24 protein-coding genes are annotated in these 26,511 nt (G+C 39.2%); 12 read left to right on the plus strand and 12 right to left on the minus strand.

Going from position 1 to position 26,511, the window contains the following annotated elements; all coding sequences use genetic code 11:
* Window positions 1-104: 104 nt before the first annotated feature.
* Window positions 105-1,388: an acetylornithine/succinylornithine family transaminase gene (locus AC012T_RS18845; RefSeq protein ID WP_487060265.1), complete on the minus strand. Its 1,284-nt coding sequence runs from the start codon at window positions 1,386-1,388 to the stop codon at window positions 105-107.
* Window positions 1,389-1,544: 156 nt separating this feature from the next.
* Between AC012T_RS18845 and AC012T_RS18850 the strand changes: the two genes are divergently transcribed.
* The gene (locus tag AC012T_RS18850) at window positions 1,545-2,609 is read left to right on the plus strand and encodes a potassium channel family protein (protein WP_487060266.1); all 1,065 of its coding nucleotides are present in this window, start codon (window positions 1,545-1,547) and stop codon (window positions 2,607-2,609) included.
* Window positions 2,610-2,751: 142 nt separating this feature from the next.
* Here the strand turns inward: AC012T_RS18850 and AC012T_RS18855 are convergent, their stop codons facing one another.
* The 3 genes from AC012T_RS18855 to AC012T_RS18865 all read right to left on the minus strand — a co-directional run bounded on the left by AC012T_RS18855 (window position 2,752) and on the right by AC012T_RS18865 (window position 5,055).
* Window positions 2,752-3,417, minus strand: a complete 666-nt coding sequence (locus tag AC012T_RS18855; RefSeq protein ID WP_487060267.1) for a response regulator transcription factor — start codon at window positions 3,415-3,417, stop codon at window positions 2,752-2,754.
* A gap of 9 nt (window positions 3,418-3,426) precedes the next feature.
* A complete protein-coding gene (locus tag AC012T_RS18860) occupies window positions 3,427-4,521 on the minus strand; it encodes a sensor histidine kinase (protein ID WP_487060268.1) in 1,095 nt (364 codons plus the stop codon).
* Between the two features lie 402 nt (window positions 4,522-4,923).
* A complete protein-coding gene (locus AC012T_RS18865; RefSeq protein WP_487060269.1) occupies window positions 4,924-5,055 on the minus strand; it encodes a hypothetical protein in 132 nt (43 codons plus the stop codon).
* Window positions 5,056-5,481: 426 nt separating this feature from the next.
* Here AC012T_RS18865 and kdpA point away from each other — a divergent pair, with 426 nt between their 5' ends.
* The 4 genes from kdpA to kdpC all read left to right on the plus strand — a co-directional run bounded on the left by kdpA (window position 5,482) and on the right by kdpC (window position 10,650).
* Window positions 5,482-7,167: a potassium-transporting ATPase subunit KdpA gene (gene kdpA / locus AC012T_RS18870; protein ID WP_487060270.1), complete on the plus strand. Its 1,686-nt coding sequence runs from the start codon at window positions 5,482-5,484 to the stop codon at window positions 7,165-7,167.
* 291 nt (window positions 7,168-7,458) lie between these two features.
* Window positions 7,459-9,525 carry a potassium-transporting ATPase subunit KdpB gene (gene kdpB, locus AC012T_RS18875; protein WP_487060271.1) on the plus strand — a complete coding sequence of 689 codons (2,067 nt, stop codon included), beginning with the start codon at window positions 7,459-7,461 and terminating at the stop codon, window positions 9,523-9,525.
* Between the two features lie 140 nt (window positions 9,526-9,665).
* On the plus strand, window positions 9,666-9,890 hold the full coding sequence (kdpF, locus tag AC012T_RS18880) for a K(+)-transporting ATPase subunit F (RefSeq protein WP_487060272.1): 225 nt from the start codon (window positions 9,666-9,668) through the stop codon (window positions 9,888-9,890).
* A 151-nt stretch (window positions 9,891-10,041) separates the two neighbouring features.
* The gene (gene kdpC, locus AC012T_RS18885; RefSeq protein WP_487060273.1) at window positions 10,042-10,650 is read left to right on the plus strand and encodes a K(+)-transporting ATPase subunit C; all 609 of its coding nucleotides are present in this window, start codon (window positions 10,042-10,044) and stop codon (window positions 10,648-10,650) included.
* Here kdpC and AC012T_RS18890 read toward each other — a convergent pair.
* From AC012T_RS18890 to AC012T_RS18915, 6 genes are all read right to left on the minus strand, one after another.
* Window positions 10,647-11,210, minus strand: coding sequence for a methylmalonic aciduria and homocystinuria type D protein (locus AC012T_RS18890; protein WP_487060274.1), 564 nt, complete (start codon window positions 11,208-11,210; stop codon window positions 10,647-10,649). The two genes, kdpC and AC012T_RS18890, sit on opposite strands and share 4 nt — an antisense overlap.
* A gap of 155 nt (window positions 11,211-11,365) precedes the next feature.
* Window positions 11,366-11,572 (minus strand): glycogen debranching protein, encoded by a 207-nt coding sequence (locus tag AC012T_RS18895; protein WP_487060275.1) that lies wholly within the window; start codon window positions 11,570-11,572, stop codon window positions 11,366-11,368.
* Window positions 11,573-11,812: 240 nt separating this feature from the next.
* Entirely contained in the window at window positions 11,813-12,217 is a 405-nt protein-coding gene (locus tag AC012T_RS18900) for an ExbD/TolR family protein (RefSeq protein ID WP_487060276.1), read from the minus strand.
* An 80-nt stretch (window positions 12,218-12,297) separates the two neighbouring features.
* Window positions 12,298-14,310 carry a HAMP domain-containing sensor histidine kinase gene (locus AC012T_RS18905; RefSeq protein ID WP_487060277.1) on the minus strand — a complete coding sequence of 671 codons (2,013 nt, stop codon included), beginning with the start codon at window positions 14,308-14,310 and terminating at the stop codon, window positions 12,298-12,300.
* A 159-nt stretch (window positions 14,311-14,469) separates the two neighbouring features.
* On the minus strand, window positions 14,470-15,336 hold the full coding sequence (locus tag AC012T_RS18910; protein WP_487066658.1) for a phosphate ABC transporter substrate-binding protein: 867 nt from the start codon (window positions 15,334-15,336) through the stop codon (window positions 14,470-14,472).
* A 520-nt stretch (window positions 15,337-15,856) separates the two neighbouring features.
* On the minus strand, window positions 15,857-16,540 hold the full coding sequence (locus AC012T_RS18915; RefSeq protein WP_487060278.1) for a phosphoribosyltransferase: 684 nt from the start codon (window positions 16,538-16,540) through the stop codon (window positions 15,857-15,859).
* 439 nt (window positions 16,541-16,979) lie between these two features.
* Here AC012T_RS18915 and AC012T_RS18920 point away from each other — a divergent pair, with 439 nt between their 5' ends.
* The 3 genes from AC012T_RS18920 to AC012T_RS18930 all read left to right on the plus strand — a co-directional run bounded on the left by AC012T_RS18920 (window position 16,980) and on the right by AC012T_RS18930 (window position 19,425).
* Complete coding sequence (locus AC012T_RS18920; protein WP_487066660.1) at window positions 16,980-17,507, plus strand: universal stress protein; 528 nt, start codon at window positions 16,980-16,982, stop codon at window positions 17,505-17,507.
* A gap of 328 nt (window positions 17,508-17,835) precedes the next feature.
* Entirely contained in the window at window positions 17,836-18,522 is a 687-nt protein-coding gene (locus AC012T_RS18925; protein ID WP_487060279.1) for a LabA-like NYN domain-containing protein, read from the plus strand.
* 627 nt (window positions 18,523-19,149) lie between these two features.
* The gene (locus AC012T_RS18930) at window positions 19,150-19,425 is read left to right on the plus strand and encodes a hypothetical protein (RefSeq protein ID WP_487060280.1); all 276 of its coding nucleotides are present in this window, start codon (window positions 19,150-19,152) and stop codon (window positions 19,423-19,425) included.
* Window positions 19,426-19,959: 534 nt separating this feature from the next.
* Here AC012T_RS18930 and AC012T_RS18935 read toward each other — a convergent pair.
* On the minus strand, window positions 19,960-21,198 hold the full coding sequence (locus tag AC012T_RS18935) for an HhoA/HhoB/HtrA family serine endopeptidase (protein ID WP_487060281.1): 1,239 nt from the start codon (window positions 21,196-21,198) through the stop codon (window positions 19,960-19,962).
* Between the two features lie 141 nt (window positions 21,199-21,339).
* Window positions 21,340-22,563 carry an RNA-guided endonuclease InsQ/TnpB family protein gene (locus AC012T_RS18940; RefSeq protein WP_487060282.1) on the minus strand — a complete coding sequence of 408 codons (1,224 nt, stop codon included), beginning with the start codon at window positions 22,561-22,563 and terminating at the stop codon, window positions 21,340-21,342.
* 295 nt (window positions 22,564-22,858) lie between these two features.
* On the opposite strand from AC012T_RS18940, the gene AC012T_RS18945 reads away from it, so the two are divergent.
* From AC012T_RS18945 to devC, 4 genes are all read left to right on the plus strand, one after another.
* On the plus strand, window positions 22,859-23,434 hold the full coding sequence (locus AC012T_RS18945) for a TetR/AcrR family transcriptional regulator (protein ID WP_487060283.1): 576 nt from the start codon (window positions 22,859-22,861) through the stop codon (window positions 23,432-23,434).
* Between the two features lie 95 nt (window positions 23,435-23,529).
* Entirely contained in the window at window positions 23,530-24,819 is a 1,290-nt protein-coding gene (locus AC012T_RS18950) for an ABC exporter membrane fusion protein (protein ID WP_487060284.1), read from the plus strand.
* Window positions 24,820-24,905: 86 nt separating this feature from the next.
* Window positions 24,906-25,241, plus strand: a complete 336-nt coding sequence (locus AC012T_RS18955) for a DUF2834 domain-containing protein (protein WP_487060285.1) — start codon at window positions 24,906-24,908, stop codon at window positions 25,239-25,241.
* Window positions 25,242-25,255: 14 nt separating this feature from the next.
* On the plus strand, window positions 25,256-26,437 hold the full coding sequence (devC, locus tag AC012T_RS18960; protein ID WP_487060286.1) for an ABC transporter permease DevC: 1,182 nt from the start codon (window positions 25,256-25,258) through the stop codon (window positions 26,435-26,437).
* Window positions 26,438-26,511: the final 74 nt, after the last annotated feature.

Raw genomic sequence — 26,511 nt, forward strand, 5'->3', positions numbered from 1 at the left:
CTTAAATAAATTGAAGTTAGGAATTTAATCTCTACGCTAGAAAAAAATTCGTAATTGATAATTCTTAAATTACGAATTATGAATTACGAATTATGAATTACAAATTATGCTGCAACTTTAGCTAATGCCTTTTCTACAGCTTGCAATGCTTGATTGACTTCTGCTGCTGTGACAATGAGAGGAGGTACAAATCGGACTACTTTTGGCCCTGCGGGTACGAGTAATAAACCCTCATTCATAGCAGCTTTAACAACCTCAGGTGCAGTTAAGGGAACATCTGCTTTGATTTCCATGCCGTTGATTAAACCCCAACCGCGCACTTCTGAGATATGCTGAGGATATTTGAGAGCGATCGCTCTTAATCCCTCTCGCAAATGTGCGCCTTGTTCTTCCACATTCTGCAAAATGTTTTCTTTTTCCAAGGTTTGGCAGACACTCAAAGCCACACCGCAGGCAAAAGGATTACCGCCAAATGTACTCGCGTGTTCCCCTGGTTGGAAAATATCGCAGAATTTCTTACTCATCATTGCACCGATAGGAATACCCCCACCTAGTCCCTTCGCACTAGTGAAAATATCCGGTTCTACACCCAGATGTTCATATCCCCATAACTTGCCACTGCGTCCCATTCCCACTTGCACTTCATCGAATACTAATAAAATGCCGATTTCATCGCAAATTTGACGCAACCTCTTGAAGTAGGCAACATCCCCAGGACGTACACCACCTTCTCCCTGCAATGGTTCAATCAAAATTGCCGCAACACGATAATTACCTTCATCTAATTCGGTAACGGCTGCTTCTACTGCTCTGATATCGTTGTAATCTACATAGTAGAAACCAGGTACTAAAGGATCAAAGTACTTTTGATACTTGGGCTGTCCGGTGGCAGTAACAGTGGCTAAAGTCCGTCCGTGAAAACTGGCATTGGCAGTTAAAATGATCGGGTTAGCAATATCTAAAACCGTGTGAGCATATTTCCGTACTAGTTTAATTGCTGCTTCGTTGGCTTCAGCGCCAGAGTTGCAGAAAAATACCCTATCAGCACAAGAATGATCAACAATCCATTTGGCTAATTCACCTTGTTCGGGAATATAGTACAAATTAGAAACATGGTGCAGTTTCTGGATTTGGCGTGTTACCGCTTCTACCATTGCTGGGTGGGCGTGTCCCAAAGTACAAGTAGCTATGCCGGCAACAAAATCCAGATATTCCTTACCCTGGGTATCCCACACACGGCAGCCCGCGCCCCGTTCTAAAGCCAATGGAAACCGGGCGTATGTGGACATGACAGCCTCGTTGAAGCTATCCGCATCGAAAGGTGTAGATGGCATAATACCTGACTCTGGGGGGATCGTGGCTTGTTCAACTAGAGTTTGGAAACTCACTACCGCTCCTCCTGAAAATCCTTTATCGTATACTCTACTAGTTTTTTATAAATAATTAAAAATTTCTGAAAATTTCTAATTATTTCCCGCAAATATCTCTTTCTCTTAGCTTAACGCTCAGATATCCTCAAACGAGTGTCAGCAATAAAAAAATTTGTGTATTCTACCCTTGAGCAAAAATATAAACGGATTCAACAAGAATTAATGGCTGGGGCAGTGGCCCTTGGCTTTGTGTTCCTCATTGGGACTTTATGGTATTGGTTGGTGGAAGGCTGGTCATGGGAAGATGCAGCTTATATGACTGTGATCACCTTGGCAACTGTAGGTTATGGCGAGACTCACCCGCTAGGTAGTCGCGGCAGGTTATTTACAATTGCTTTGATTTTGATGGGTGTAGTTAATATCGGTTACATTGTCAATAGATTTACAGAAGCTGTAATTCAAGGCTATTTTCAAGAAGGAATTCGACTACGGCAACAAAGGCGCTTAATGGAATCCCTTTCTGGACATTACATCATTTGTGGTTTCAGCCGCACTGGGCGACAAATTGCCAAGGAGTTTCGAGCCGAAGGGGTGAATTTTGTTGTCATTGATGCGGAGATGGAATCTGTACAAAGGGCGCAGGCAGAGGGTTACACTGCATATCAAGGTGATGCAACTTTAGATGATACGCTGCTGAAAGTTGGCGTTGAACAAGCAATTTGTATTGTGGCTGCACTTCCTTCTGATGCGGAAAATTTATATATAGTTTTATCTGTCAAAACATTAAATCCTGGTATTCGAGCGATCGCACGGGCAAGTACAGAAGAAGCTTTGAAAAAGTTACAACGAGGCGGTGCAGATGCGGTGATTTCCCCTTATATTACCGGTGGTAAGCGAATGGCAGCAGCAGCCCTTAGACCTCAAGTTTTGGACTTTGTGGATGGGATTTTGACTGGTGCAGACCGCCAGTTATATATGGAAGAATTTTTACTTGACCCGACTATGTGTCCTTTTGTAGGACAAAGTTTGCAAAAAGCGAAATTGCGATCGCAATCCGGGGCTTTAGTTTTAGCTATTCGTCGTACTGATGGCAATCTGATCGGTGGGCCAACTGGAGATACAGTTTTAATGCCAGGAGATACTTTAATTTGTATGGGTACGGCTGAACAATTGCAGAGTCTCAACCAAATCCTTGGCCCGATTAATTCTCAGCAACTACGAAGACCGAAGAATAGTTAGGAGTTAGGAGTTCGGAGTTAGGAGTTAGGAGTTCGGAGTTTGGAGTTTGGAGTTCGGAGTCAGGAGTCAGGAGTCAGGAGTCAGGAGTCAGGAGTTCGGAGTTCGGAGGGTTTTAACTTCGTTAAATAATAGGAATTAGGAATTAATTTATCAATTGTTTTTGCAAAGCGACAACAACGGCTTGAGTGCGATCGCTAACTTCTAGTTTTTGCAAAATGGCATGGACGTGTACTCTGACTGTTCCTGGCGTAATGTAGAGTGACAGGGCAATTTCTTGATTTGTTTTTCTGGCTGCTAACAGTGTGAGAATTTCTCTTTCTCGTTGAGTGAGTGGATTAGCAGGTTTTAAGCTATTTTCTGAGTCAATTTGGCTAGAATCAGATGTAAAAGTAGACCGAATTTCTTTCGTTGCTGTTTCATCCCACCAAGATGCCCCAGCGGTAACAGAACGAAGTGCTAAAATTAATTTTTCAGCCGGAATTCCTTTGAGACAATAGCCTTGAGCGCCTGCGGCAATTAATTGCGTAATCAAGGATTTTTGAGAATGGGAAGTTAATATCAGAACTGGTAAATAGGGATATTTCTGTTTAATTTGCTGACAGGCTTCAATTCCCCCAATTCCTGGTAATCCTACATCTAAAAGCACTACATCAAGAGAATGTCGGTTGACTAACTCAATCGCTGTTTCTCCATCTTCAGCCTCAGCAATAATTTCTAACCCTGTTTCTTGTTGCAATCGCACGCGCAAGCCTAAGCGGAAGAGTTCATCATCCTCAACTAGGAGAATTTTGATTGAGGTAGATAGCATCTGGCACAGTTAAAGAGGACTAAAATGGTTAACAGGGAGTTTGAAAGCAAACATAGCACCGATGGGTATTCTGTTCTCTGCCCAAATTGTACCGCTATGAGCTTCAATAATTTGCCGAGAGAGGTAAAGTCCTAATCCAGAACCTTTTGCTTGACGATTGCTGTGTCCTTGATAAAATCGTTCAAATAAATGGGGGAACTGTTCAGGTTGAATACCCGCACCCGTATCCAAGATTTTCACTACTTGATAGGAAGCTTGGGATTCTAACACCACTTCCACACGTTCACCACGTCGAGAATGATTGATAGCATTGATGAGAAGATTGGTAAAAACTCGTTGCAGTTGGAGGGCATCACCTTTAACCCAAAGCGATTGTCGCCAATTAGAGTCACCATAGTTAAGTGAGAGATAAACGCGACGACTAGAAGCTAACTCTGAGAGAGTAGCAGCGGTATCTTCTGCCAAGATAGCTAAATCTACAGGTGCTAAGACCAGTTTTAAACCTTCAGTATCATTGCGATAAATATCTAATAAAGTTTCTAGCAGTTGTAGGGAAGTTTGATGACTGCGTGTCATTGTCGCCAAAACTTTTTGCTGTGCTGGTAAGACGACACCGAACTTTTCTTGTTCAAAAGCTTTGAGAGTTTCAATTGCGCCTAATAACGGCGTTTTTAAATCATGGGTGAGGGTAGAAGCAAAGTCTTCTCGCACTCTAGATAACTCCTCTTGAGCCTCTAACTTAGCACGGGTGATAGCGATCGCATCTTCCGAACGACGTAAGCGATCGCTCAAAACACCTGTGACAATCAAAGCTATTCCTGCGATCGCTCGACTGGCTATAGTAGAAATCTTCATCTCTTCACCTCCTGGTACTACAAGATTGAACATAGTTAAGCACACAGCAATAAAGGTAGCTTGAAAGTTTCCACGCCTTCCCAACCAGGAGTTCGCTAACAAAATTGGCCCCGTATAGAGATAACCAAACACATATTCAGTTGGTGTAGAATACTCCAAAACTAGCGCAATTATAAATAAAACAGTGATGAGCAAATATTTGCCTAAAAACGATTCTTGATTAGGTAATTTAGCGTGAAAATATATCATTTAGGAAACAATAACTATTATTTATTGTGTGAATTTAAAAAAAGTCAGGAGTCAGGATGAAGGAGTTCGGAGTTCGGGGTTCGGAGTTCGGGGTTCGGAGTCAGGATGAAGGAGTTCGGGGTTCGGAGTTCGGAGTTCGGAGTTAGGAGTTCGGGGTTCGGAGTTCGGAGTTCGGAGTTAGGAGTTCGGAGTTCGGAGTCAGGATGAAGGATGAACAAAGAAAGAAGAAGGAAGAAATTTCTACCCCTAACTGTTAAGAGTTCCCTGCTATATCAAACATTTTGTATCCTGAATTCTTACTAAAAAAATTATATAGGGCTTGCTTAATAAAGCTAAAACTTAGATATATCAAGAGTTTGAAGGTTAAAAAGGTGAATCAGGTGCAAGGAATAAGCGTTGAAACTAGCAAAAACCTATCACTTGAAGAGATTCAAGACGATTCTTCTCTTCTTCTAATTCTTCCTCCTGACTCCTGACTCCTGACTCCTGAATTCTGACTCCTAGCCCATGACTTACGTCACGCTGCGCGAACACAGATAACTTTTTCAGCAAACCCTATATAGCAATTCCAAATTCAGATGTGAACACTCAAGCCTGCCCTAAACAAACATCTCTTTTTAGCTCTGCGCTCTCTGCGTCTCTGCGGTTCGTCTTACAGCACGATACAGGAACACAACTTAATCTTACACTGATTAATGCCCAATTATTTACCATTCAGCAAGTGTTTATCTAAAAAATAAACAGTTGATATATATATTATCTAAACGCGCCAAACATTTATATATAGAAAAATAAACTCCGTTTTATATCCCTCTATTACTTGTTTTTATTCATAAAATAATTGATGATACAAATTATTACAGCATAGAGAATGTTATTTTGATGATTCTGTTTAACTACTCAACCAAAGAGTAGATTATGGAAATTGCAAATTAATGTATCAGGAGATTTTCTAAAACAATGTTACAAGGATGGATACAAATTGCTTTGACATTACTAATAGTCATAGCAACAACTCCCTTACTTGGGAAATATATAGCACAGGTTTTTCTAGGAGAAAAAACACTGCTTGATAGAGTTTTAAATCCCCTAGAAAAAGTAATTTATACCTTAAGTGGAGTGCGTCCCCATGATGAAATGACAGGCTGGCAATATACCCAAGCAGTGCTGTATAGCAACCTCATCATGGGGATTTTAGTTTATTTAATCTTAGTGCTTCAGGGATGGCTACCATTAAATCCCACAGGTTTAAGTGCGCCGAGTTGGCATTTAGCACTGCATACCACACTTTCCTTTTTGACCAACACAGATCAACAACATTATGCTGGTGAAACAACCTACAGTTATGCCAGCCAAACATTTGCTTTAGGTTTTTTAATGTTTACCTCAGCAGCCACAGGATTAGCGGTAGGAATCGCCTTTATTCGCGGTTTAACTGGTAGGACATTAGGCAACTTTTATATTGATTTAACCAAATCAATTACCCGGATTTTGCTACCTATGTCCGTTGTCGGGGGATTGTTGTTAATGATGGCAGGAGTACCCGAAACCCTTGCAGGAGTGGCAACAGCGACCACATTAGAAGGGGCAACACAAGCGATCGCACGAGGTCCCGTTGCCCACTTTGAAATTATCAAACAAATTGGTGAAAACGGTGGTGGCTTCTTTGGCATCAACTCAGCCCATCCTTATGAAAATCCCAACGGATTTACAAACTTATTAGAAACCTGGGCAATGATATCCATTCCCTCAGCATTTATTTACACTTATGGCGTATTTGCTAACAATATTAAACAATCCTGGTTAGTATTTTGGATGGTTTTTGTAATTTTTATTGTCTTAGTAGGTGTAGCCGCATTTGGTGAATATCAAGGAAATCCCCTCGTTAACAACCTATTAGGAGAACAGCAACCCAACTTAGAAGGCAAAGAAGTCCGATTTGGGTGGGCGCAAACAGCACTATGGGCAGTAATGACCACAGCCACCATGTGCGGTGCTGTCAATGGAATGCACGACTCCCTCATGCCACCAGGAGGATTTGCCACTCTTTTTAACCTCTTCCTACAAATTATTTGGGGAGGACAGGGAACCGGGACAGCATATTTATTTCTCTACTTAATTTTGGCAGTCTTCCTAACAGGGTTAATGGTAGGACGCACCCCAGAATTTTTAGGACGCAAAATAGAGAAAAAAGAAATTGTCCTAGCCAGCGTAATTTTATTAATTCACCCCTTCGCCATTTTAATTCCTTGGTCAATTGTATTTGCTTTTCCTGATGCACTAGGAGGAATTACTAACCCAGGTTTTCATGGAGTTTCCCAAGTAGTTTACGAATATGCTTCCGCAGCAGCTAACAACGGTTCTGGTTTTGAAGGATTAGGAGATGGAACTTTGTGGTGGAACCTCAGCACCAGCATCAGCATTTTAGCAGGGCGTTATATCTCCATAATTGCTCTACTACTGTTAGCAGATAGTATGTCTCGCAAACAACTTGTACCCATCAGCGCAGGTACTTTGAGAACCGACACCAAACTATTTACCGGCATCACCGGCGGCGTAATTTTAATTCTTGGGGCGCTCACCTTCTTCCCCGTACTAGTTTTAGGCCCCATTGCCGAAGCATTTTTGATTAGCAGAGGTGGGTAGTTGAAGAAGGAGTCAGGAGTCAGTAGCCAGGAGTCAGAATCAAGACGCTCGTTCCTCGCTAACGCTGCGCTATCAGTCGAGAACATCCTGCGGGAAGCAAGCTACAGACCTGCGACTGATTAAAGACCACCAAATCTACCACTTGGTGGGGTCTTAAACCCGGTTATTCATCCGCCACTCGCACAGAATACCCTACTGACTCCTGACTCCTGAATTCTGTTCGATAAAACCTCTGCGTATCTCTGCGCTGACCTCCGCGCTCCTCTGCGTTACAAAAAAAACTAAAATTCCATGACAACTACAAAAACTCGACAACAACGTAAACATACACCCAAAGCCAAAACGGCGGGACTCTACTCCAGGGCATTTAAACAAGCATTTGTCAAACTCAACCCGCGCAATATGCTGAAAAATCCAGTCATGTTTCTTGTCTGGGTGGGTACGATTATTACAGTTTTAGTGACAATTGACCCCAATTTATTTGGGATAACAACTGGTAACAACCCGCGACTTTTTAACGGACTAATTACCATAATTCTGTTCTTCACCGTTGTTTTTGCTAACTTTGCTGAAGCTGTAGCCGAAGGAAGAGGCAAAGCTCAAGCTGACTCCCTCCGTGCCACAAAAGCTGATGTTACAGCCCGAAAAATCCTCCCTGACGGTTCTATTCAAGAAGTTAATTCCACTAGCTTAAGTCGTGGCGACCAAATTAAAGTTATCTCTGGTGATTTTATTCCCGCAGATGGAGAAGTAATTGCTGGTTTGGCTTCTGTTGATGAATCAGCTATTACCGGAGAATCAGCACCAGTCTTAAAACAACCGGGGACTGATATTGCTAGTTCCGTAACTGGAGGAACCCGCATTATTTCTGATGAACTGATCATTAGAATTACATCAGAACCAGGTCAAGGTTTTATTGACCGCATGATTGCTTTAGTAGAAGGTGCTTCCCGCAGTAAAACCCCCAATGAAATTGCTTTAACTGTACTTTTAGCAGTTTTAACTCAAGTTTTTTTAGTGGTAATTGTCACCCTACCTACAGTTTCAGTTTATGTCAAATCACCCGTGAGTATTGCGGTATTAATCGCCTTATTAGTAGCGTTAATTCCGACTACAATTGGGGGATTGTTAAGCGCAATTGGAATTGCGGGAATGGATAGAGTAGCTCAATTTAACGTCATTGCTACCTCTGGAAGGGCTGTAGAAGCTTGCGGAGATATTAACACTTTAGTTTTAGATAAAACAGGAACAATCACTTTAGGAAACCGCATGGCGGAGGAATTTATTCCTGTTCAAGGTTACTCACTCCAGGAAGTTGCCCAAATTGCCCTTGATTCTAGTGTATTTGATGAAACACCTGAAGGAAAATCAATTATTAAGTTAGCAGAGAAATTAGGTGCAAAATTAAATTTCGACTCGAAACAAGCAGAAGGTATTGAATTTTCAGCCAAAACCCGCATGAGTGGTATTGATTTAGCAAATGGAGTGCAAATTCGTAAAGGTGCTGTAGATGCAATTAAAGGATTTGTTCGTTCTCGAAATGGAAAATTAACCCCGGAACTAGATGTAGCTTATGAGCGAATTTCTAGATTAGGTGGAACGCCATTAGCGGTCTGTCAAGATAGTGATATTTATGGTGTAATTTACCTCAAAGATATTATCAAACCAGGTATTCAAGAAAGATTTGATCAAATGCGCCGGATGGGTATTAAAACCATTATGCTCACAGGAGATAATCGCATTACTGCTTCTGTAATTGCTAAAGAAGCAGGTGTAGATGACTTTATTGCCGAAGCAACTCCAGAAGATAAAATTGAGGTAATTCGTAACGAACAAGCCCAAGGAAAATTAGTCGCAATGACTGGAGATGGTACTAATGATGCTCCAGCTTTAGCTCAGGCAAATGTCGGTGTAGCAATGAATTCTGGGACACAAGCTGCAAAGGAAGCGGCTAACATGGTTGATTTAGATTCTGACCCAACCAAATTAATAGATATCGTCACTATTGGGAAACAATTACTCATTACTCGTGGCGCATTGACTACTTTCTCTATTGCTAATGATGTTGCTAAATATTTTGCAATTATTCCTGCTATTTTCCCAGGAATAGGTGTAAGTAGTCTCAATATTATGGGTTTAGTGAGTACCCAATCTGCTGTTTTATCAGCTTTGATTTACAATGCTTTAATTATTCCGGCTTTGATTCCCTTGGCATTAACTGGTGTAAAATTTAGATCCCTAACTGCTGATCAACTTTTGCAACGCAATATTTTTATCTATGGATTAGGTGGTGTGGTTGCTCCTTTTATCGCCATCAAAATCATAGATGTTCTCATTTCATCTGTAGGACTGGCTTAAAATATGATCAGGAAATAAGAACGGGCAAGATGCCCAGACCACAAGAATTGCATGAAACTATGAACTTAATATAAACTCCGCGTTACTCTGCGCTAACCTCAGCGTCCCTTTGCGTTTAAACTCCATAAACCTCTAAAACCATGAACGAATTATCAGAAATATTTGCAACTTGCCAACGCAATCGTATTCCTGTAAATCTCTTTTTACTGCTTTGTTTAAATGTATTACTAGCACCAGCAGTACAAGCAGCGGCACCAGGAGCAGAATCAAGGTTTTCAGCTTACACGATCACTTTGTTAGGACTTGTTACCCTGTCTCTTTGTATTTATTTATTCGTTGTAATTTTTCAACCTGAGAAATTTTAATTACTCATGCTTAAGTTGGGGTAAAGTAATAGCGCAGTTCAAGAGAATCAGGACTTACGCAAAAACTCTCCCAATCTCTTAATTCTCTGTGTCCTCTGCGGTTCGTTAGTCCTAAAAATATTTGATATTTTGTAAATGGAGAAATTTTCAAATGAGTCAGAGATATCAAATTAGTAAAGCAATTCGTTCAACTTTAGTTTTGTGGTTGTTAACAGCTTTTATCTATCCGTTATTTATGTTGATTTCGGGACAAGTCGCGTTTTCTCATCAAGTTAACGGTAGCTTAATTACAAATTCCCAAGGAACGGTAATTGGTTCTGCTTTAATTGGTCAACCATTTACAAGCGAAAAGTATTTCTGGAGTCGTCCCAGTACTACTAACTACAGCACTGCAAACCCAAAAAATGATGATGCGGGTATTTTGAAAACTGGGGTATCTGGTGCTAGTAACCTCGCTCCCAGTAATCCAGAATTGTTAAAACGCATTAACGGGAATGAAGGTGAAATAAATCGTCTGAAAAGAGCGGGTGTAAAACCTACTGCTGATTTAGTTTATACTTCTGCTTCTAGTCTTGACCCCCATATTACTCCTGAAGGTGCGGAGGTGCAAATTGCCAGGGTAGCTAAAGCGCGAGGAGTTCAGCTACAGAAGTTGGAAACTTTGATTTTGCAAAACACTGATCGTCGGTTTTTGGGTATTTTTGGTGAACCTGGGGTGAATGTTTTCAAGCTAAATCTAGCACTGGATAAAATGAGTTAGGTAATTTCAACTTCCATCCAACCATGCAGTGGTGCGATCGCTTTCGTGACCAATTCAATCATTTCTGGGGGTGCTTCGGAAAGCAAAATACTGGGATAAACCGCAGTACCCCATTGAGGGTGAACCAGTACACAACATTGGTTTTTAATAACTGCATAATCTAGTAAAGCTTTAGCTACTGCTGTATCATCGTGGGGAACTGGGCCAGGATGGGAAAGCAAAGGATAGCCAGTGCGGGGATCAATGATGTCTGTTAAATAACCGCGATCGCGCAAATTAAATGCCACGTCACAACCAAACCGCATAAATTTTTCCCGCAATCTTTCTTTTTCTGTTTCTATTTGTGCTGTCTTTTCCTCTAATTGATATCTTGATTGCTGCAATACAACCACTACCCACAAAAACTGTTGCTGTTTCCAATCTGGTAAAATCTGTTCGCAGTTGGCACAGATATACTGACTGGGATTATGAATGGAAATTTGAACAGCTTGTCCCGTTTTGCCAACTAAATTAATGGGATAGTTTTGCTCTGAAGTGCAAACGCTGGGATAATTCACCACATTTATGCGGGTTTTGCAAATTTATTATTTTATTCTTTGAATATGATGATAACCTTGAAAACTTCCAAAAAATCATCCCATTTTGTTGATCTTTAAAGTTGAGCAAAACAAACATCCAAATTTCATCCAATTTTCATAACCAATTTTATACCGATTTAACTAAGCTTTAAAGCATTAACCGGAACCTCATCCCAAGAATTGACTAACCGTAATTGTGCAACCCAACCATCTGCTTTTTGCTTTTCGGTTAAACCTTTTTGAAATGATTCATGACAATCTTTAGCTTGAGACTCATTACAACAAGCAATACAGGCATAAATCATCCCCGATGGATCAATTTGCTCATTTACCCAAATAGTCATAGCCTTTTCCTTCAATATCTTTTGCTAAAACGATGATTAATAAATAGAAGACAGGAGTCAGGAGGTCGGAGTTTCTCCTATGCCTACGGCACGGCTTCGCCGAACGGAGACGCTACGCGAACGGAGGTCGGAGGTCGGAGGTCGGAGTTCGGAGTCAAGAATCATCAATTGTAGAGTCTCCCAGCAATCTCGGAAAAATAGGTAATGAGTAAAGGTAAAATCTTATTACCAATTACCTGATTAAGGTCTTTGAGTTGCGATCGCTAATTTTGCTCCCTGTACCTGACGCAAACGATCCATAACTCCCACAACTTGACCGTGAGTAGCATTCTGATCAGCGTTAATAATGATTACTACTTCTGTATTACTACCCATTAATTCCCGCACATTTTCAGGCAAACTCTTCAGGGTTACTTCTTGACGATTTAAGCTAATTTTACCACCTTGGTCTACCGTTACCGTAATCGGTACTGCTGCTGATTGTGATTTTGCTGTAGCTGCTTTCGGTAAATTAACTGGTAATCCTTCCGACCGAGTTAAAAATAAAGTTGACATGATGAAAAACGTCAAAATTGCAAAGATGACATCAATCATCGGGACAATATTAATCTGGACTGGCAAATCTGGCTCGTCGGGTAAACGCATAGAATTTATCAGATAGAATTACTATAGTTTAACTGTTACTAATATCAGTAATTATGGGAATTTTGCAAAAAGTCTAAAGTCTAATGAATAGGGATGGCAATTACAAACTCTGTACCTTGACCTGGTGATGAAATGCAATGCAAGGAACCACCATGTTTCTCTGTAATAATTTGGTAGCTAATCGACAATCCTATACCAGTACCTTTGCCGACAGGTTTTGTAGTGAAAAATGGGTCAAATAGATGAGGTTGGATTTCTTCTGGAATCCCTGTGCCATTATCAGCAATATGAACAACGACATTTTCATTCACCTGCTCTGAAGAAATACGAATTACGGGTTCTGGGCAACAACCATTTTGAAAAGCTTCTTCTAAAGCATCAATAGCATTGACCAAGACGTTCATAAATACTTGATTTAATTGCCCTGGAAAGCACCTGATTTTAGATATGTTAGCATACTCTTTTATCACTGTAATTTGAGGACGAGGTTGATTTGAATTCCCGCTTGCATCTATGTTTTGGGATTTGAGACGGTGTTGTAAAATTAACAGGGTGCTATCAATTCCTTCATGGAGATCGGCAATTTTAAACTCAGCTTCATCCAAACGAGAAAAGATTCGTAAACTGAGAACGATTTCCCGTATACGACTGGCTCCAATCTTCATAGAAGTGAAGATTTTCGGAAAATCTTCCATTAAAAATTTAATATCAGCTTCTTCTTGAGCATTTTTAATTTCTGATTCTGGGTAGGGGTAATATTTTTGATAAAGTTGAACTAACCATAGTAGTTGTTTAGTATAATCTTCACTATGCTTGAGATTGCCATAAATAAAATTAACAGGGTTGTTGATTTCATGAGCAATGCCAGCAATCATATGTCCCAATGAAGACATTTTTTCATTTTGAATTAATTGGGACTGGGTAAGTTTGAGTTCTTTTAAAGTCTCATTAAGATCTATATTTTTCTGCCGCAGTGCTTGGGTGCGTTCCTCTACTTTTTCTTCTAGTATTTGGCTGTAGTCCTCTAGTTTTTGGTTGGCTTCATATTGTTCTATTAACAGTTGCTTTACCTGTTGAATTAACTGGTTAAAAGAAATGGCTAATATCCCAACTTCGTCTTGAGTTGTGACAGGAGCTTGAAGATCAAAATTAGATTCTTGGGTGACTTGTTGTGCAATCTGTGTAACAACTTTTAAGGGACGAGTAATTGTTTGCACAGTTAAAAATCCGGCAATGGCCACAATGGCACTACCCAACAAGTACAAGAATCCTAAATGTTGCCATAGTCTCCATTGCTCCATTTTTAGCGTTGATGTGGGCAACAATACTGTAGTGGTCAAAGCCTGACTATTTCCAGAAACTAAGATGCTTTTGGCTAAATATTTCTGGTTGTCAATCATAATTTCTGTCACGGGCAATCCAGGATCAGGCAATTGCCAATTACCATGCTGCGGCATCAATAGGGTTGTTGCAATTATATGATTGTTTTTTCGGGTAATTAGGTGTTTGGAAGAACCAACCACAATTTTTTTCAGTAGGTTATCATCTACTAAGTTGCCAATAATGATTCCTCCTAGTAATCCTGTTGGTGTTTTGATTGAATAAGTCACACTCTGGAGAATTTTTTGCCCATCTTCCACATCAAGGAAATCAATTAATTGCGCTCCATTACTGGCACTACTGGTAATTACTTGATCTGATACTTTCATCTCAGATAGTGAAATGCTACGCAAGTCTGTGAGGATGTTGCCTTTAGTATCAATTACCTTCAACCAATCCAATTTTAATACTGTCTTCAGTGGCAATAATACCTGTAATAGTAATCCTGTATCTTGTTGCTCAATAGCTTGCTGAAGCCTATTTTGATAAGCGATTAGTTCGATTTTAGTTTGTAGAGCTTGTTGTTCATACTGAAAATCTTGATCAACTCGTTCAGTAAACCTCTCCAAATCTTGACTAAAATTTCTCTCTAAACTTTTTGTAAACCAATTTCCTATTACTACTAATCCCGATGTGAATACGCTCAAGTAAACTATGAGTAGTGGTATGACAATTTTTTGGCTCAGATTCAGCCGCTTAAAAAATCTCTGCATATTTATAGTGATCCGATTTGATTCATGAATTTTTCGTGGAGGCAGGGAACAGGGAACAGGGAACAGGGAAGAAGGCTTTCAGTATGTACGGAGTTCTGTATGGCTACGCCACGCAAGCTATCAAAAATCAAATAGGATTCCTATATATTATTTAATTGATTAATTGGGGATAAAACCATTTTTTTGCAGAATTTCTTTACCTTTCTCGCTGAAGATAAAATTAATAAAATCTTGAGTAGAGGCTGAAGGCTTTTTATCCGAGTTTATGCTGATGTAACGTACCATTTGGTATTTTCCACTTCTGAAATTTTCTACTGTGGGTGCAACACCATTGAGACTGAGACGATTAATTGGTAGTTGATTGATTACAGAATATGCCAAAGAAAACGCACCAATGGAATTAGGTGTATTTTGTAAGGTTTCAATTAATTGTCCTTCTTTATTCAAAACAATAGCTTTAGTGGTAGTCTTGTCTGTTCCTAAATAGTATTTTCGCAATAATTTTTTTGCTGACTCGTCTTCAGGTCTATCCAACACAATAATCTTGGCATTGGCTCCACCCAATTCTTGCCAATTGGTAATGTCACCTTGATAAATGGCTTTTAATTGCTTAGTAGATAAATTATTAACACCTTTAACGCTGTTGTTTGTAGCAACTAATAATATATCTTTTGCCACTTCAAGCTCTTGAATTTGACCGTTATTTTCTTCTGGTTTGAGTTTGTGACTACTACCAGCGATATCAATGATGTCGTTTTTTAAAGCCGCGATCGCTCCTTCTGACTGAGTATTAGAGATAAACTCAATTTTAATGTTGTTGTTTTGGGCTTGGTAAGCTTGTGCCAACAGTTTTAACACTGTTGCCGTGGAACTGGAACCACCAATTTTGATGATCTTTTCGTTTGAAGAATTTGTGGGACTAGCAGATGGGCTAGAGGCTGTTGGTGTAGTTGAGTTGATTGACGCGCAACTGTACAACCCTAAAACTATACATCCGATGGTCATTGAATGCGCCAGCTTTTTCATGGGTGAGTTTCCAAAGTTCTCTAAACCAATATTCATATCTAAGATGTTTTTATTAGCAAACTTCTATTCATCATAATGAAATTGGGTGTCAATTGCATCTACTTTATGTAAACTATATCTATCTTACGGAGGATGCTTTTTACTACTTAGTAGATTATCTAGCTAAGTAGATACTCTTATAAAAGAAATCGCTCATACCATCATAGGATGAGCTAATACAACGTGAGTTCGGTGTTAGGAGTTCGGAGTTCGGAGTTTCTCCTCTGGAGACGCTACGCGAACGGAGTTATGATTTTTCAACGAGATAATAAGGGTTTGAGACTCTTACTTGTGGCGAGTTTTCCACAAATTATCTTATGTCGAACTCACGTTAATACAGACAAAAATTTCGCCCTACTACCTTGATCAACATCAAAATAGTCCTAGGGTGATAGGTTCTCAAACAACACTTTGTCACCGTAATTACTCTGAGTAAGAGTAAGCAAAACTTATCACGAAGATACTGGGTATATAGCTAAATTCAATCTGATATTTTTCTCACATCTGATTGCTTGGCTAAAAGTGCGCGTACTTCTTCATCGCTAGTCTGGGAAAAATCTTCATACCAACATCCAATAGCAGACATTTGTTCTGGAGTTTGCAAACAAACTATGTCGTCTACTTCTAGCTGCAACTCTTGGTAAGTGCTTGTTGGTGCAACTGGAACTGCAACAACAATGGTTGTAGGCTGCTGTTGTTTGAGGATTGCGATCGCAGCCCGCATGGTTGAGCCAGTAGCAATGCCATCATCTATCAAGATCACTGTTTTATTTTTGACGTTTAAAGGAGGAGCATCACCCCGATAAGTGCGATCGCGTCGTTTTAATTCTTGCAATTCTTCAGCAGCTACTATCTCAATAACTTTCTTGTCTATTCCCAAGGTATTGATGACATCATAATTTAGTACTCCTATACCCCCAGCAGCAATACTTCCGGTAAGCATTGCGATCGCACCCATTGCCAATTCTTTATGGCCAGGTACGCCGAGTTTTCTGACTATACAGACATCCAGAGGTGCATTTAAGGTTTTGGCTACTTCAAAAGCAACAGGCACACCTCCACGAGGCAAACCCAATACTAGCAGGTCTTCTCGGTAAGCATAGGCTGTTAAATGTTGCGCTAAAATTTGTCCTGCTTCTGTGCGATTATAAAATCTTTTCACCATCACTATCACCACCTGGTAATGATTTTGGATGACTAACAACTTCTCCTCATCTGCAACGCCAGAAAAAACTAATATATTGCTTAAGCTGTTACGCACCTAGATTGGATAATCCTAAAATGCTTAAATCCTGTGGGGTGGGCATCTTGCCCGCCAGACTTATACAAATTAAATGCACAACAGCTTAATTCGGCGATGAGGCTATTCTCCAGTTTTGATGGGATGTGAGAAGGAATCTCGATACAACTGTAGAGTTTTCAAACATCCTCTCCTATTTATATGGTAGATCCAAAATGCAGGTGATCAGAAATAACGATCCGGTCAAAAAAGGTTAAAATAGTTTGTATATAAGTAGATGGGCAGAATAAAACCAAACTTAAGACTTGTCGAAACCCAAGCTCAAGCTGGCTTATTGCTACCTACTCCTCAAGGAATATTCACTATGTTTCACAAAATTTTAGTTGCTTTAGACAACTCCGAAACAAGTCAGTATATTTTCGAGCAAGCCCTATTTTTGGCAAAAACAAGCAATGCAGCCTTAATGCTGCTTCATGTGCTATCTCCCTTAGAAGATCCTTACCTCAATCCTATATTTTTGCAACCAGAAACAATTTATCCCACTTTGTATACTGAAAACATCAATCAGTATATGCAAGCTTGGGATCAACTCAAGCAAGAAAGACTCGACTGGATGCGATCGCTCACTCAAACAGCAGTTAATGCCGGTGTCAAAACTGAGATGACCCAAACTGTAGGTGACGCAGGTCGCATAATTTGTGAATTAGCATTAAGTTGGCCAGCTGACCTCATTATTGTCGGTCGTAGAGGAATAACTGGAATCAGTGAAGTTTTCTTGGGCAGTGTTAGCAATTACGTACTACATCATGCTCATTGCTCGGTTCTCACCGTACAAGGTTTAATTCCTACTAACATCCCAAATAGCAAAAACACTCAAGTAACTTCCATCTAAAAAAATTCACAATTTCTTAATATTTAAGCTAAGACAGATCAAAAAAACTTTGCTGTTTCTCCTCTGCAAATATGGGCAAAGAAAGGCTGCTCACCTCTGAGTCTGAACCACAATATCAATCAGCACTATAGTACTATAGCTGTATTTACTCTCATCCATTACTTTAATTTAAGATATGGCTCAGTCTTAATGAGTTAAATTAATTTGTAGCTAGTGTCTGTATACAATTTCCTATTGCTTTTATGACTACGGTTATTAACTGGGTACAGACTATACTAGTATTAGTAATTTATCAAATACATCCCAAATTTAAAATCTAGAGGTATCTATGAGTTTTACTAATCTTAACAAGAAAACAAACGAATATAAAGAACTTAAAGAAAAACCACATTGGCAAGGGCCACCCACAATAAAAAATGGTGTCAAAGGCAGAGAAATCAAGCCACAAGAGATCATTACCGATGTTCCCAATGAGGATGATCGGGGTCGTGGTCGAGTGGCAATTTTTATTGATGGCTTAAACCTATTTCACGCAGCTTTGCAACTAGGCATTGAAATCGACTACGTTAAATTGCTGTGTCGTTTAACACAGAGTTCTCGATTATTACGTGCATTCTTTTATACTGGAGTTGATGCCAGCAAGGAAAAGCAACAAGGGTTTCTATTATGGATGCGTCGCAATGGATATCGCGTTGTCGCTAAAGAGATAGTTGCAGTTGCCGAAAATTGCAAAAAACCCAATCTCAATGTAGAAATTGCCGTTGATATGATTACTCTAGCACCCTATTACGATACTGCTGTTTTAGTCAGTGGTGATGGTGATTTAGCCTATGCCGTCAGCGCTGTCAGCAGCTTGGGATCTAGAGTAGAAGTGATTGGTCTGCAAACAATGACTAGTGATAGCTTGATTGATGTAGCTGATTACTTCATCGACTTCGACAGCATTAAACAACATATTCAAAAGGATTCTCAAGTTGGCTATAGTTATCGCACTTCGTCCACTTCTCAAATTTAAATACTCAAACATTTGCTGCACTAATAGAAACCCAACTAGCTTTATAAAAAGAAGAATTTTATTGTCGGATCAGTCGCAATGGGATCAATGCTGTGGAGATGTTTCCAGAACAACCACCAAATTTAGTCATCTTCAGTAGAGATAGGAGTAGAAAAGCTGTGGGGAAAATGTATGAATTGTCCCCACAAATGGTGTTGAGCAACGCAGAATTATGTAGATATTTTTGAACCTATTTTTTGTTGCCTGTTCATCATTAAGACTTCCCTTCCTTCACCAGATCATTGATTTTGTGCAACTGCTTACATCAACTCATAAAGTAGCAAATACTGCATTTTATTTGCACCTTCTTTTAGATCTGTGCTATACCAAGGTGAGAATAGTTAGTTAATATTGCTATGTATAATTACTGTCCTAATTTTTGAAGTTTGAAATTCAGTGACAATACTGATTAAGGTGTTTTTAGGATTCGATTCATATTGACATGAAAGCAGAATGTATAGTTAGCTTCAAAGTTATTAAATACGAAAGTCTCTTTGCAAACTTATGCATCTTCACTGCACAAACTATACTAATAACCTGAATACAGACATTATTACTGGATCTCGCATAATCTAAGGAGTGCAAAACGTGAATCAGATCCAATTGACTTTAGTGATTAGTTATCTGTTAATGACTTGCTATTTTTTTACCAATTGGTTAAGTTTTTCCCTGCGTCACCCTGCATCTACTCCAGAAGATAAATTTTTATCATTTATTATGTGTTTAACAACTACTATCTTCTGGCCTTTAATGATTCCTCTATGGTGTTTAAAAATTATTAAGAATGGCAAGCTAGAATTTAGTACTGTAATTCCTGTACTTTTAGCAATATTTGCTTGTAGTATTTCTTACTATCTCAGTTAAATAACCACGCATAAATATTTAGATACATAGCTACAGCAGAATTCAGGAGTCAGGAGTCAGGAGTCAGGAGTCAGGAGTCAGGAGTCAGAATTCAGGAGTCAGGAGTCAGGAGTCAGAATTCAGGAGAGGAAAAATAGAATTTTTGAGAATCCTTCAAAACCTGAAAAACTGTTTGACTTTTGCTGGTATACTTAGGGCTTGCTGTTCGCGAAGCGTGCCGTTAGGCATATAAACCAAAAACCTATATATATCAACAGTTTCAGGCTGAAAAAGTAAAAGAAGGTGCAAGAAATAAGCGATGAAATCATCAAAAACCGTTCATTTACCCAGATTTGAGAATATTCTGATCTCCTTCTAATTCTTCCTCCTGACTCCTGACTCCTGACTCCTGACTTCTAGCCCTAACGGAAAGACTTTTTCAGCAAGCCCTACTTATGTCGCTTCATCCAAACTACAAACAATTGTCAGTGAATCCACCTTCCTGACGAAACTTCAAATTAGGGACAGAATGATTCCGCCCCTAATTTTAAATTATTACTGAACTCGCGTGGGAAAAGTACCAGGACTAACACCTATGTTGATATTCTGGTTATTTCGACGCAGATCTAGACGCAAATTTCCGCCAATTTGGGCTTTTTCGACAGCTTTCTGCACACTAGCCGCATCTGTGACTGATTGGCCATTGAGCTTTTGAATGACATCACCTGCACGTATTCCGGCTTTGTCCGCTGGTGAATTAACCATAACTTTGACTATCAACACACCTTTATCTTCTTTCACACTTAAACCACTATTGGGATCTGAGTTGAGACGTTGCTTCAACTCAGGTGTTAAACCCACCATTTGAATTCCTAAATAAGGATGTTGAGCCTTACCTGTAGTTATAAGTTGATTAGAAATGCGTTGTGCTGTGTTAATAGGAATAGAAAATCCTAAACCCTGCGCTCCTTGAATAATAGCCGTATTCATACCAACGACTTCCCCGCGAGCATTTAGCAAAGGGCCGCCAGAGTTACCGGGGTTAATTGCTGCGTCGGTTTGAATAAATTCTACTCGTTTATCGGGAACACCAACTTGATTACTAGAGCGTCCAGTGCCGCTGATAATGCCTGTAGTGACGGTATTATCTAACCCTAGAGGATTACCAATTGCGATCGCCCATTGTCCTGGTTGTAGTTGGTCAGAATTACCTATAGTCACTGTTGGCAAATTATTCGCCTGAATTTTCACAACTGCAACATCAGTTAATTCATCTTTCCCAATTACTTTACCGTCAAAGGTACGCCCATCCTTGAGAGTGACACTCACTGTATCAGCACCATCAACTACGTGAGCATTGGTAAGAATTCGACCATCTGCACTGAGAATAAAACCAGAACCAGTACCTCTTTCTACCCGATTTCTTCCTTGCGTTGGTAGTTGTGAACCAAAAAAGCGGCGGAAAAATGGATCATTGAACTCCTCTGGTAACTGAGTTGTAACAGTGCGGGCTGAGTTAATTCGCACTACCGCAGGCCCTACTTTTTCGACAACTTGAGTAATAAAATTAGGATCTGTATTTGCTGGTAATGGGGAAGCCGCATTGACTCGGCTTACTGCTAGTTTGGATGCATTTTCAGATAGCTGCTGTTGGTTTCCAGCTAGATAACCACCTGCTAAGGTCATACCTGATCCCAGCAGCACCAAGGATAGAGAGGCCGCTGCCTTTTTCCAGGGTGCATCATGATGGCTTTTGGGTAAAAGATTATCTTGGTCTTGTGTTTGTTTTGACATTTGATGTACGGGATAAATATTGAGGACTATTATTAAGGTAGATATTATTTTTGATGCTTTTGTTGCAAAAGTGTAGCAGTATTGGGAAAATTTCCAGTCTTTATATTTGGATACAGTTAGTAGTTTTATGGACAAATATCCTCAAGCTACTTTTCCCGGTGTTACCCGGAATGGGTAAACTGCAATACCCTCTATCCCTAAGCTAAAAGCCGCAGGGACTACTTTTCTAGCAATATTCAGACTAGCATTAACATCCGCATGAATCAGCTTACCATTTTGAGATTTGTACCAAGCGCGTTGTATTCGCTTACCACTGAAATTGTATGTTTCTCCTTTTTTGTACACAGGAATGGGATCTAAATCCAAAAATGAAGCAGCCGAAGTATAAGATTCTTCATGAATCAAAACGGTAATTCCTACCAATTCAGCTTTGTATTTCAATTGCTCTATAAATCGAGCATGAGGAATACTAACGAAGTTCTGATTTGTGGTTTTACCGAGATTTATTTCTTGCTTCCATTGCTCATTTTTGCCAATAACTAGCGTCCCTATTCCGGCTTTAACTAAATAATTAATAATCCATCTACTAGCATTATGCAAGTAATTATCTATTTGATTATTCCGTTTACAAGTTAGTGCATTTATCCGGTGAGATGTGTGAGCATTTCCCTTGAGTTGAGATTGAAGTTTAGCTTTAACTTTATTGTAATTACGATTGATTGATTTTAAAGGTTTTCCATTGATAAGTACAGGCTTAAATCCTGGAAGATTAGCAGTTAACGCCGCTAAATTATCTAATCCAATATCAATACCTGCCACCCTGTTAGGATTTAATTGCTGTGGTTTAGCATCCCTTTCATAAACTACTTCAATTACATATTGCCCACATCTGGGGACAATTCTTACTTGTTTAATATTGTTTGTTGCTGTGGGGAATTGTATATTTGTTTGCGATAGTTTAATGATTCCTTTTCTCAAAGCCGGTTTAGAAATTGCACCTAATTCATAAGTCAGAATATTTCGTCCTTTAGTTTTATCCTTGTATTTGGGTAATTTTGGTCTACCTAAAAACTTAGATGGGTCTTGATTATAAACTGCGGTAGCATGGAGAAAAGATTTCCAATTCTGATGCAAAACTATCAAAACTTGATTGCTGACTTTACTGGGTAGTGCTTTGTATGATTCATGCTGCTTTACTTGATGGTATATTTTTGTATTATCTAAATAACTGCCCTCAAGGATAAATGATTGCCTGACTAAGTAGTTAGCGTAATTGTAGAGATTTTTGGAACGCCAACACAACTCATCTATCTGTTGATAGAATTGATGAGTTTTCTTGATGATGTGACGTTCAACTAATTTCATCTATCTTCCCTAAATGTGAGCATATTCTACCATTTATGAGTATATTTGGCTAGAAAATCAATGAGTATTTACAACACTCACAAATATGAATTTTTCCAACAAATCCATAAAAATCTGTTGACATTATAGCAATCTTCAAAATTTGATACCCTAATTATCGCAAAGATTGATAAGCGGTAGCCCCTATCAATCCGAAGGCTGATAGCATCAAGAAATTATTGGTCAAATCTTGACAAGTCTCATATTATGTGATTTATTAAAAAATAACGAGCGTTCGATATAGATAAGCTGAGTTATGCCGAAAATTGTTGATCACGAACAATACCGCAAAGAATTACTCGGCAAGTGTTTCGATTTATTTGCCGAAAAAGGTTATGGCGCTATAACCATGCGGCAAATTGCTCAAAGCTTAAATGTTTCTACTGGTACTTTATATCACTATTTCCCCAGTAAACAGGCTTTATTTGAGCAACTGGTAGAAGAAATTACTCAACAGGATGTCATTACAGCTTTAGCAGAATTGGGAGGAAAGAATAACTTATCTGAATTGATGACAGCCTTAGGTAATTATCTTGTCAAAAACGAGGAATACCTAATTAAATGGACTTATGTCTGGGTTAATTTTTGTCAACATCAAGACTCAAAATCCATGCTGAGTAATAGCACGGTTTTCAAACACGCTAACCAACGATGTCAACAAGTAGCCTGTGACATATTAGGCATTCAAGATGTAGTATTGGCATCTTTTATTTTAAGCTTTGTCAATGGTGTAATTCTAGAAAAATTATGGGGTAATGAAACAATTAACTTTCCTGAGCAATGCGCTTTGTTAGAAAAAATGTTAACTGCTTATTTACAGCAAAAATCATAGGTGGCTACTGCTTATTTACAGCAAAAATCATAGGTGGCTACTGCTTATTTACAGCAAAAATCATAGGTGACTGGGGAGTCTTTTGGTAAATAGAAATGAATCAAAAACTGTTATTCAAACCTGCAAATAAAGGGTTTATCGGTTTACTCATCACTACTACTGCTATTATAGCCGGGATGACGACTTACGGTATTTATAATTTTGGACAAATTGGTAAAAATTCCACATCGGAATCAGCAGAAGCTGTACCTACGCCGATAAAAGTGACTGCTTTAGGCAGACTAGAACCAGAGACAGAAGTGATTAGCTTGTCTGCACCTTTAGCATTAGATGGCGATCGCATTGCGGAAGTTTTAGTTAAAGAGGGTGATAGAGTCAAAGCTAGACAAGTGATTGCGGTTTTAAATTCACGCGATTACTTGCAAAATGCTGTTCAACAAAGTGAGAAACAAGTTAGAGTTTCCCAAGCTAAACTTGAGCAAATCAAAGCTGGAGCTAAATCGGGAGATATTCAAGCACAACAAGCAAGTCTCGAACGCATAAAAGCCCAATCTGAAGGCGATAAAAAAGCCCAACAAGAAAATATTGCTCGTATAGAAGCTCAATGGCAAGGTGATAGAATTGCTCAAGCAGCAACTATTAATAAATTAGCCGCAGAACTGAATAATGCTGAATCCGAATCTCAACGCTATCAACAGTTATATTCTGAAGGTGCTGTTTCTAATTCTGTGATTGACAGCAAACGTTTAAATGTGGAAACTGCCAAACAGCAATTAGGGGAAGCTAAAGCAATTCTCAACCGTATCAATTCCACCGCTACCAAGCAACTAGCAGAAGCCAAAGTTGGATTAACTCGAATTAATGCCACCAGTAATAAACAAATTAGCGAAGCCAAAGCCACGCTGAACAGTATTGCCGAAGTTCGTCCTGTGGATGTGAATTTAGCACAAACAGAAGTTGAAAGTGCGATCGCTACCCTCAAACGCGCCCAAACCGACCTAGAAGCAGCCTATATCCGCGCCCCAATGGACGGACAAATACTCAAAATTCATACCCGTGCTGGCGAAAAAATAGAGAATGCAGGAATTGCAGACTTCGCACAAACAGACCAAATGCTGGCAGTGGCAGAAGTTTATCAAACTGATATTAGTAAAGTCAAATTAGGGCAAAAAGCCTTAATTACGAGTTCCTCATTTACAGGTGAACTGCGGGGAACAGTTTCACAAATTGGCTTACAAGTTAACCGTCAAAATGTGTTTAGCAATCAACCAGGTGAAAACCTCGATAGTCGGGTAATTGAAGTAAAAATTCGCCTTACCCCAGAAGACAGTAAAAAAGTTGCAGGTTTAACTAACTTGCAAGTGCAAACGGCAATCGAATTGTAAAGTTGATTTGCTATTAAATATAACGAATGTTCGTTATCAACTAGTTTTAATTGCAACCTAAAAACTACTTTGGGGGGAATTTAATCATGATTCAATCTATATACATATCGCTTGCTATTCTCGGCTTAGTTCTTCCATATTCTCAGTTTATTCCCTTTATATTAGAGCATAGTCTTGATATAAAACTGTTTTTTGAACAACTTTTTGCTAATAGAATATCTGGTTTTTTTGGAATGGATGTTATTGTTTCTTCCCTCGTATTTTGGGTATTTGTATTTGGGGAAGGAACACGACTAAAAATGCCAAATCTATGGATTTACATTGCTTTTAATCTTATGGTTGGCGTTTCCTTTGGTCTGCCCTTATTTTTGTTGATGCGACAACGGCAGATAGAACAACAAAGTGACAAACTTAGTTATTAAGAGGCGGTTACAAAATGGTATCTCAATTATTTCGCAAAACGCCTCTAGCTTGGCGACAGTTAATGAAAGAAAAGACACGGCTGGCTATTGCAGTCGCTGGGATTACTTTTGCAGATATGCTAATGTTTATTCAGATGGGTTTTGAAAGTGCGTTATTTGATGCAGCTATTCAACCACATCGAAATTTACAAGCTGATTTAGTTTTAATTAATCCCCAATTTGAAACGCTGTTTTCAGTTAAAAGCTTTTCTAGAGAAAGACTGTATCAAGCATTGAGTTATGATGGCGTAAAATCAGTTAACTCTGTTTACATTGGTACTGGACAGTGGCGAAATCCAGAAACACGAATTGATAGGGCTATCTTAGTTTGGGGTGTAGATCCCACACAACCAGGTTTGATATTTCCTGAAGTGCAAAAAAATAAAGATTACCTCAAGCAACTGCATCAAGTGATGTTTGATCAAGCCGGTCGTCCTGAATATGGTGCAGTAGGTGATATCTTTAAAAAAACAGGTAATTTTCAAACAGAATTAAATAGTAAATCTGTTAGCGTCAAAGGTTTATTTAGTAATGGTGCTTCCTTTGCGGCTGATGGTAATGTTGTTGCTAGTGATTCGACTTTTTTAGAACTATTTCCTACTCGGAAAGCAGATCAAATTGAAGTGGGTTTAATTACTCTCAAACCTGGTGCTGATATTGAAAAAGTCAAAGCACAACTGAGAATAGGATTAAATCCAGATCCCAAAAATCCCTTTGTTCAAGTGGGAACACCTGAAGATTTTGCTCAAAAAGAAAAAAGTTATTGGGCTAATGGTACAGGTATTGGTTTTATTTTTAGTATGGGTGTCGGAGTAGGTTTTATTGTTGGTATCGTCATTGTTTATCAAATTCTTTATTCTGATGTTTCCGAACACTTACCAGAATACGCCACTCTCAAAGCAATGGGTTATACAGATACCTATTTTTTGATTGTCTTGTTACAAGAAGCATTACTTTTAGCTTTTTTGGGTTTTTTACCATCATTTTTCCTGTCTTTCGGTCTGTACCAAGTCACTTATTCTGCCACTTTGTTACCCATTTTTATGAAAGCAGACCGGGCAGTTAATGTTTTTATTTTGACTGTGGTTATGTGTAGTATTTCGGGGGCAATCGCTATCCGAAAACTAGGTTCTGCTGACCCTGCGGATGTTTTTTAGGCTTTCTGAGAACCCCGCTGTTTCGTGGAGGGGAGTTAGAAAGAAGTAGTCTTGATTAGTTAAAACGGATAAAA

It is taken from the genome of Anabaena sp. EIM26, from assembly GCF_057568715.1.

Bases quoted from the DNA above. Each gene is read 5' to 3' on its own strand.
- AC012T_RS18855 (WP_487060267.1), bottom strand. From the start codon at position 3,417: ATGCTATCTACCTCAATCAAAATTCTCCTAGTTGAGGATGATGAACTC.
- AC012T_RS18860 (WP_487060268.1), bottom strand. From the start codon at position 4,521: ATGATATATTTTCACGCTAAATTACCTAATCAAGAATCGTTTTTAGGC.
- kdpA (WP_487060270.1), top strand. From the start codon at position 5,482: ATGTTACAAGGATGGATACAAATTGCTTTGACATTACTAATAGTCATA.
- kdpB (WP_487060271.1), top strand. From the start codon at position 7,459: ATGACAACTACAAAAACTCGACAACAACGTAAACATACACCCAAAGCC.
- kdpF (WP_487060272.1), top strand. From the start codon at position 9,666: ATGAACGAATTATCAGAAATATTTGCAACTTGCCAACGCAATCGTATT.
- kdpC (WP_487060273.1), top strand. From the start codon at position 10,042: ATGAGTCAGAGATATCAAATTAGTAAAGCAATTCGTTCAACTTTAGTT.
- AC012T_RS18895 (WP_487060275.1), bottom strand. From the start codon at position 11,572: ATGACTATTTGGGTAAATGAGCAAATTGATCCATCGGGGATGATTTAT.
- AC012T_RS18900 (WP_487060276.1), bottom strand. From the start codon at position 12,217: ATGCGTTTACCCGACGAGCCAGATTTGCCAGTCCAGATTAATATTGTC.
- AC012T_RS18905 (WP_487060277.1), bottom strand. From the start codon at position 14,310: ATGCAGAGATTTTTTAAGCGGCTGAATCTGAGCCAAAAAATTGTCATA.
- AC012T_RS18910 (WP_487066658.1), bottom strand. From the start codon at position 15,336: ATGAAAAAGCTGGCGCATTCAATGACCATCGGATGTATAGTTTTAGGG.
- AC012T_RS18915 (WP_487060278.1), bottom strand. From the start codon at position 16,540: ATGGTGAAAAGATTTTATAATCGCACAGAAGCAGGACAAATTTTAGCG.
- AC012T_RS18920 (WP_487066660.1), top strand. From the start codon at position 16,980: ATGTTTCACAAAATTTTAGTTGCTTTAGACAACTCCGAAACAAGTCAG.
- AC012T_RS18925 (WP_487060279.1), top strand. From the start codon at position 17,836: ATGAGTTTTACTAATCTTAACAAGAAAACAAACGAATATAAAGAACTT.
- AC012T_RS18935 (WP_487060281.1), bottom strand. From the start codon at position 21,198: ATGTCAAAACAAACACAAGACCAAGATAATCTTTTACCCAAAAGCCAT.
- AC012T_RS18940 (WP_487060282.1), bottom strand. From the start codon at position 22,563: ATGAAATTAGTTGAACGTCACATCATCAAGAAAACTCATCAATTCTAT.
- AC012T_RS18945 (WP_487060283.1), top strand. From the start codon at position 22,859: ATGCCGAAAATTGTTGATCACGAACAATACCGCAAAGAATTACTCGGC.
- AC012T_RS18950 (WP_487060284.1), top strand. From the start codon at position 23,530: ATGAATCAAAAACTGTTATTCAAACCTGCAAATAAAGGGTTTATCGGT.
- AC012T_RS18955 (WP_487060285.1), top strand. From the start codon at position 24,906: ATGATTCAATCTATATACATATCGCTTGCTATTCTCGGCTTAGTTCTT.
- devC (WP_487060286.1), top strand. From the start codon at position 25,256: ATGGTATCTCAATTATTTCGCAAAACGCCTCTAGCTTGGCGACAGTTA.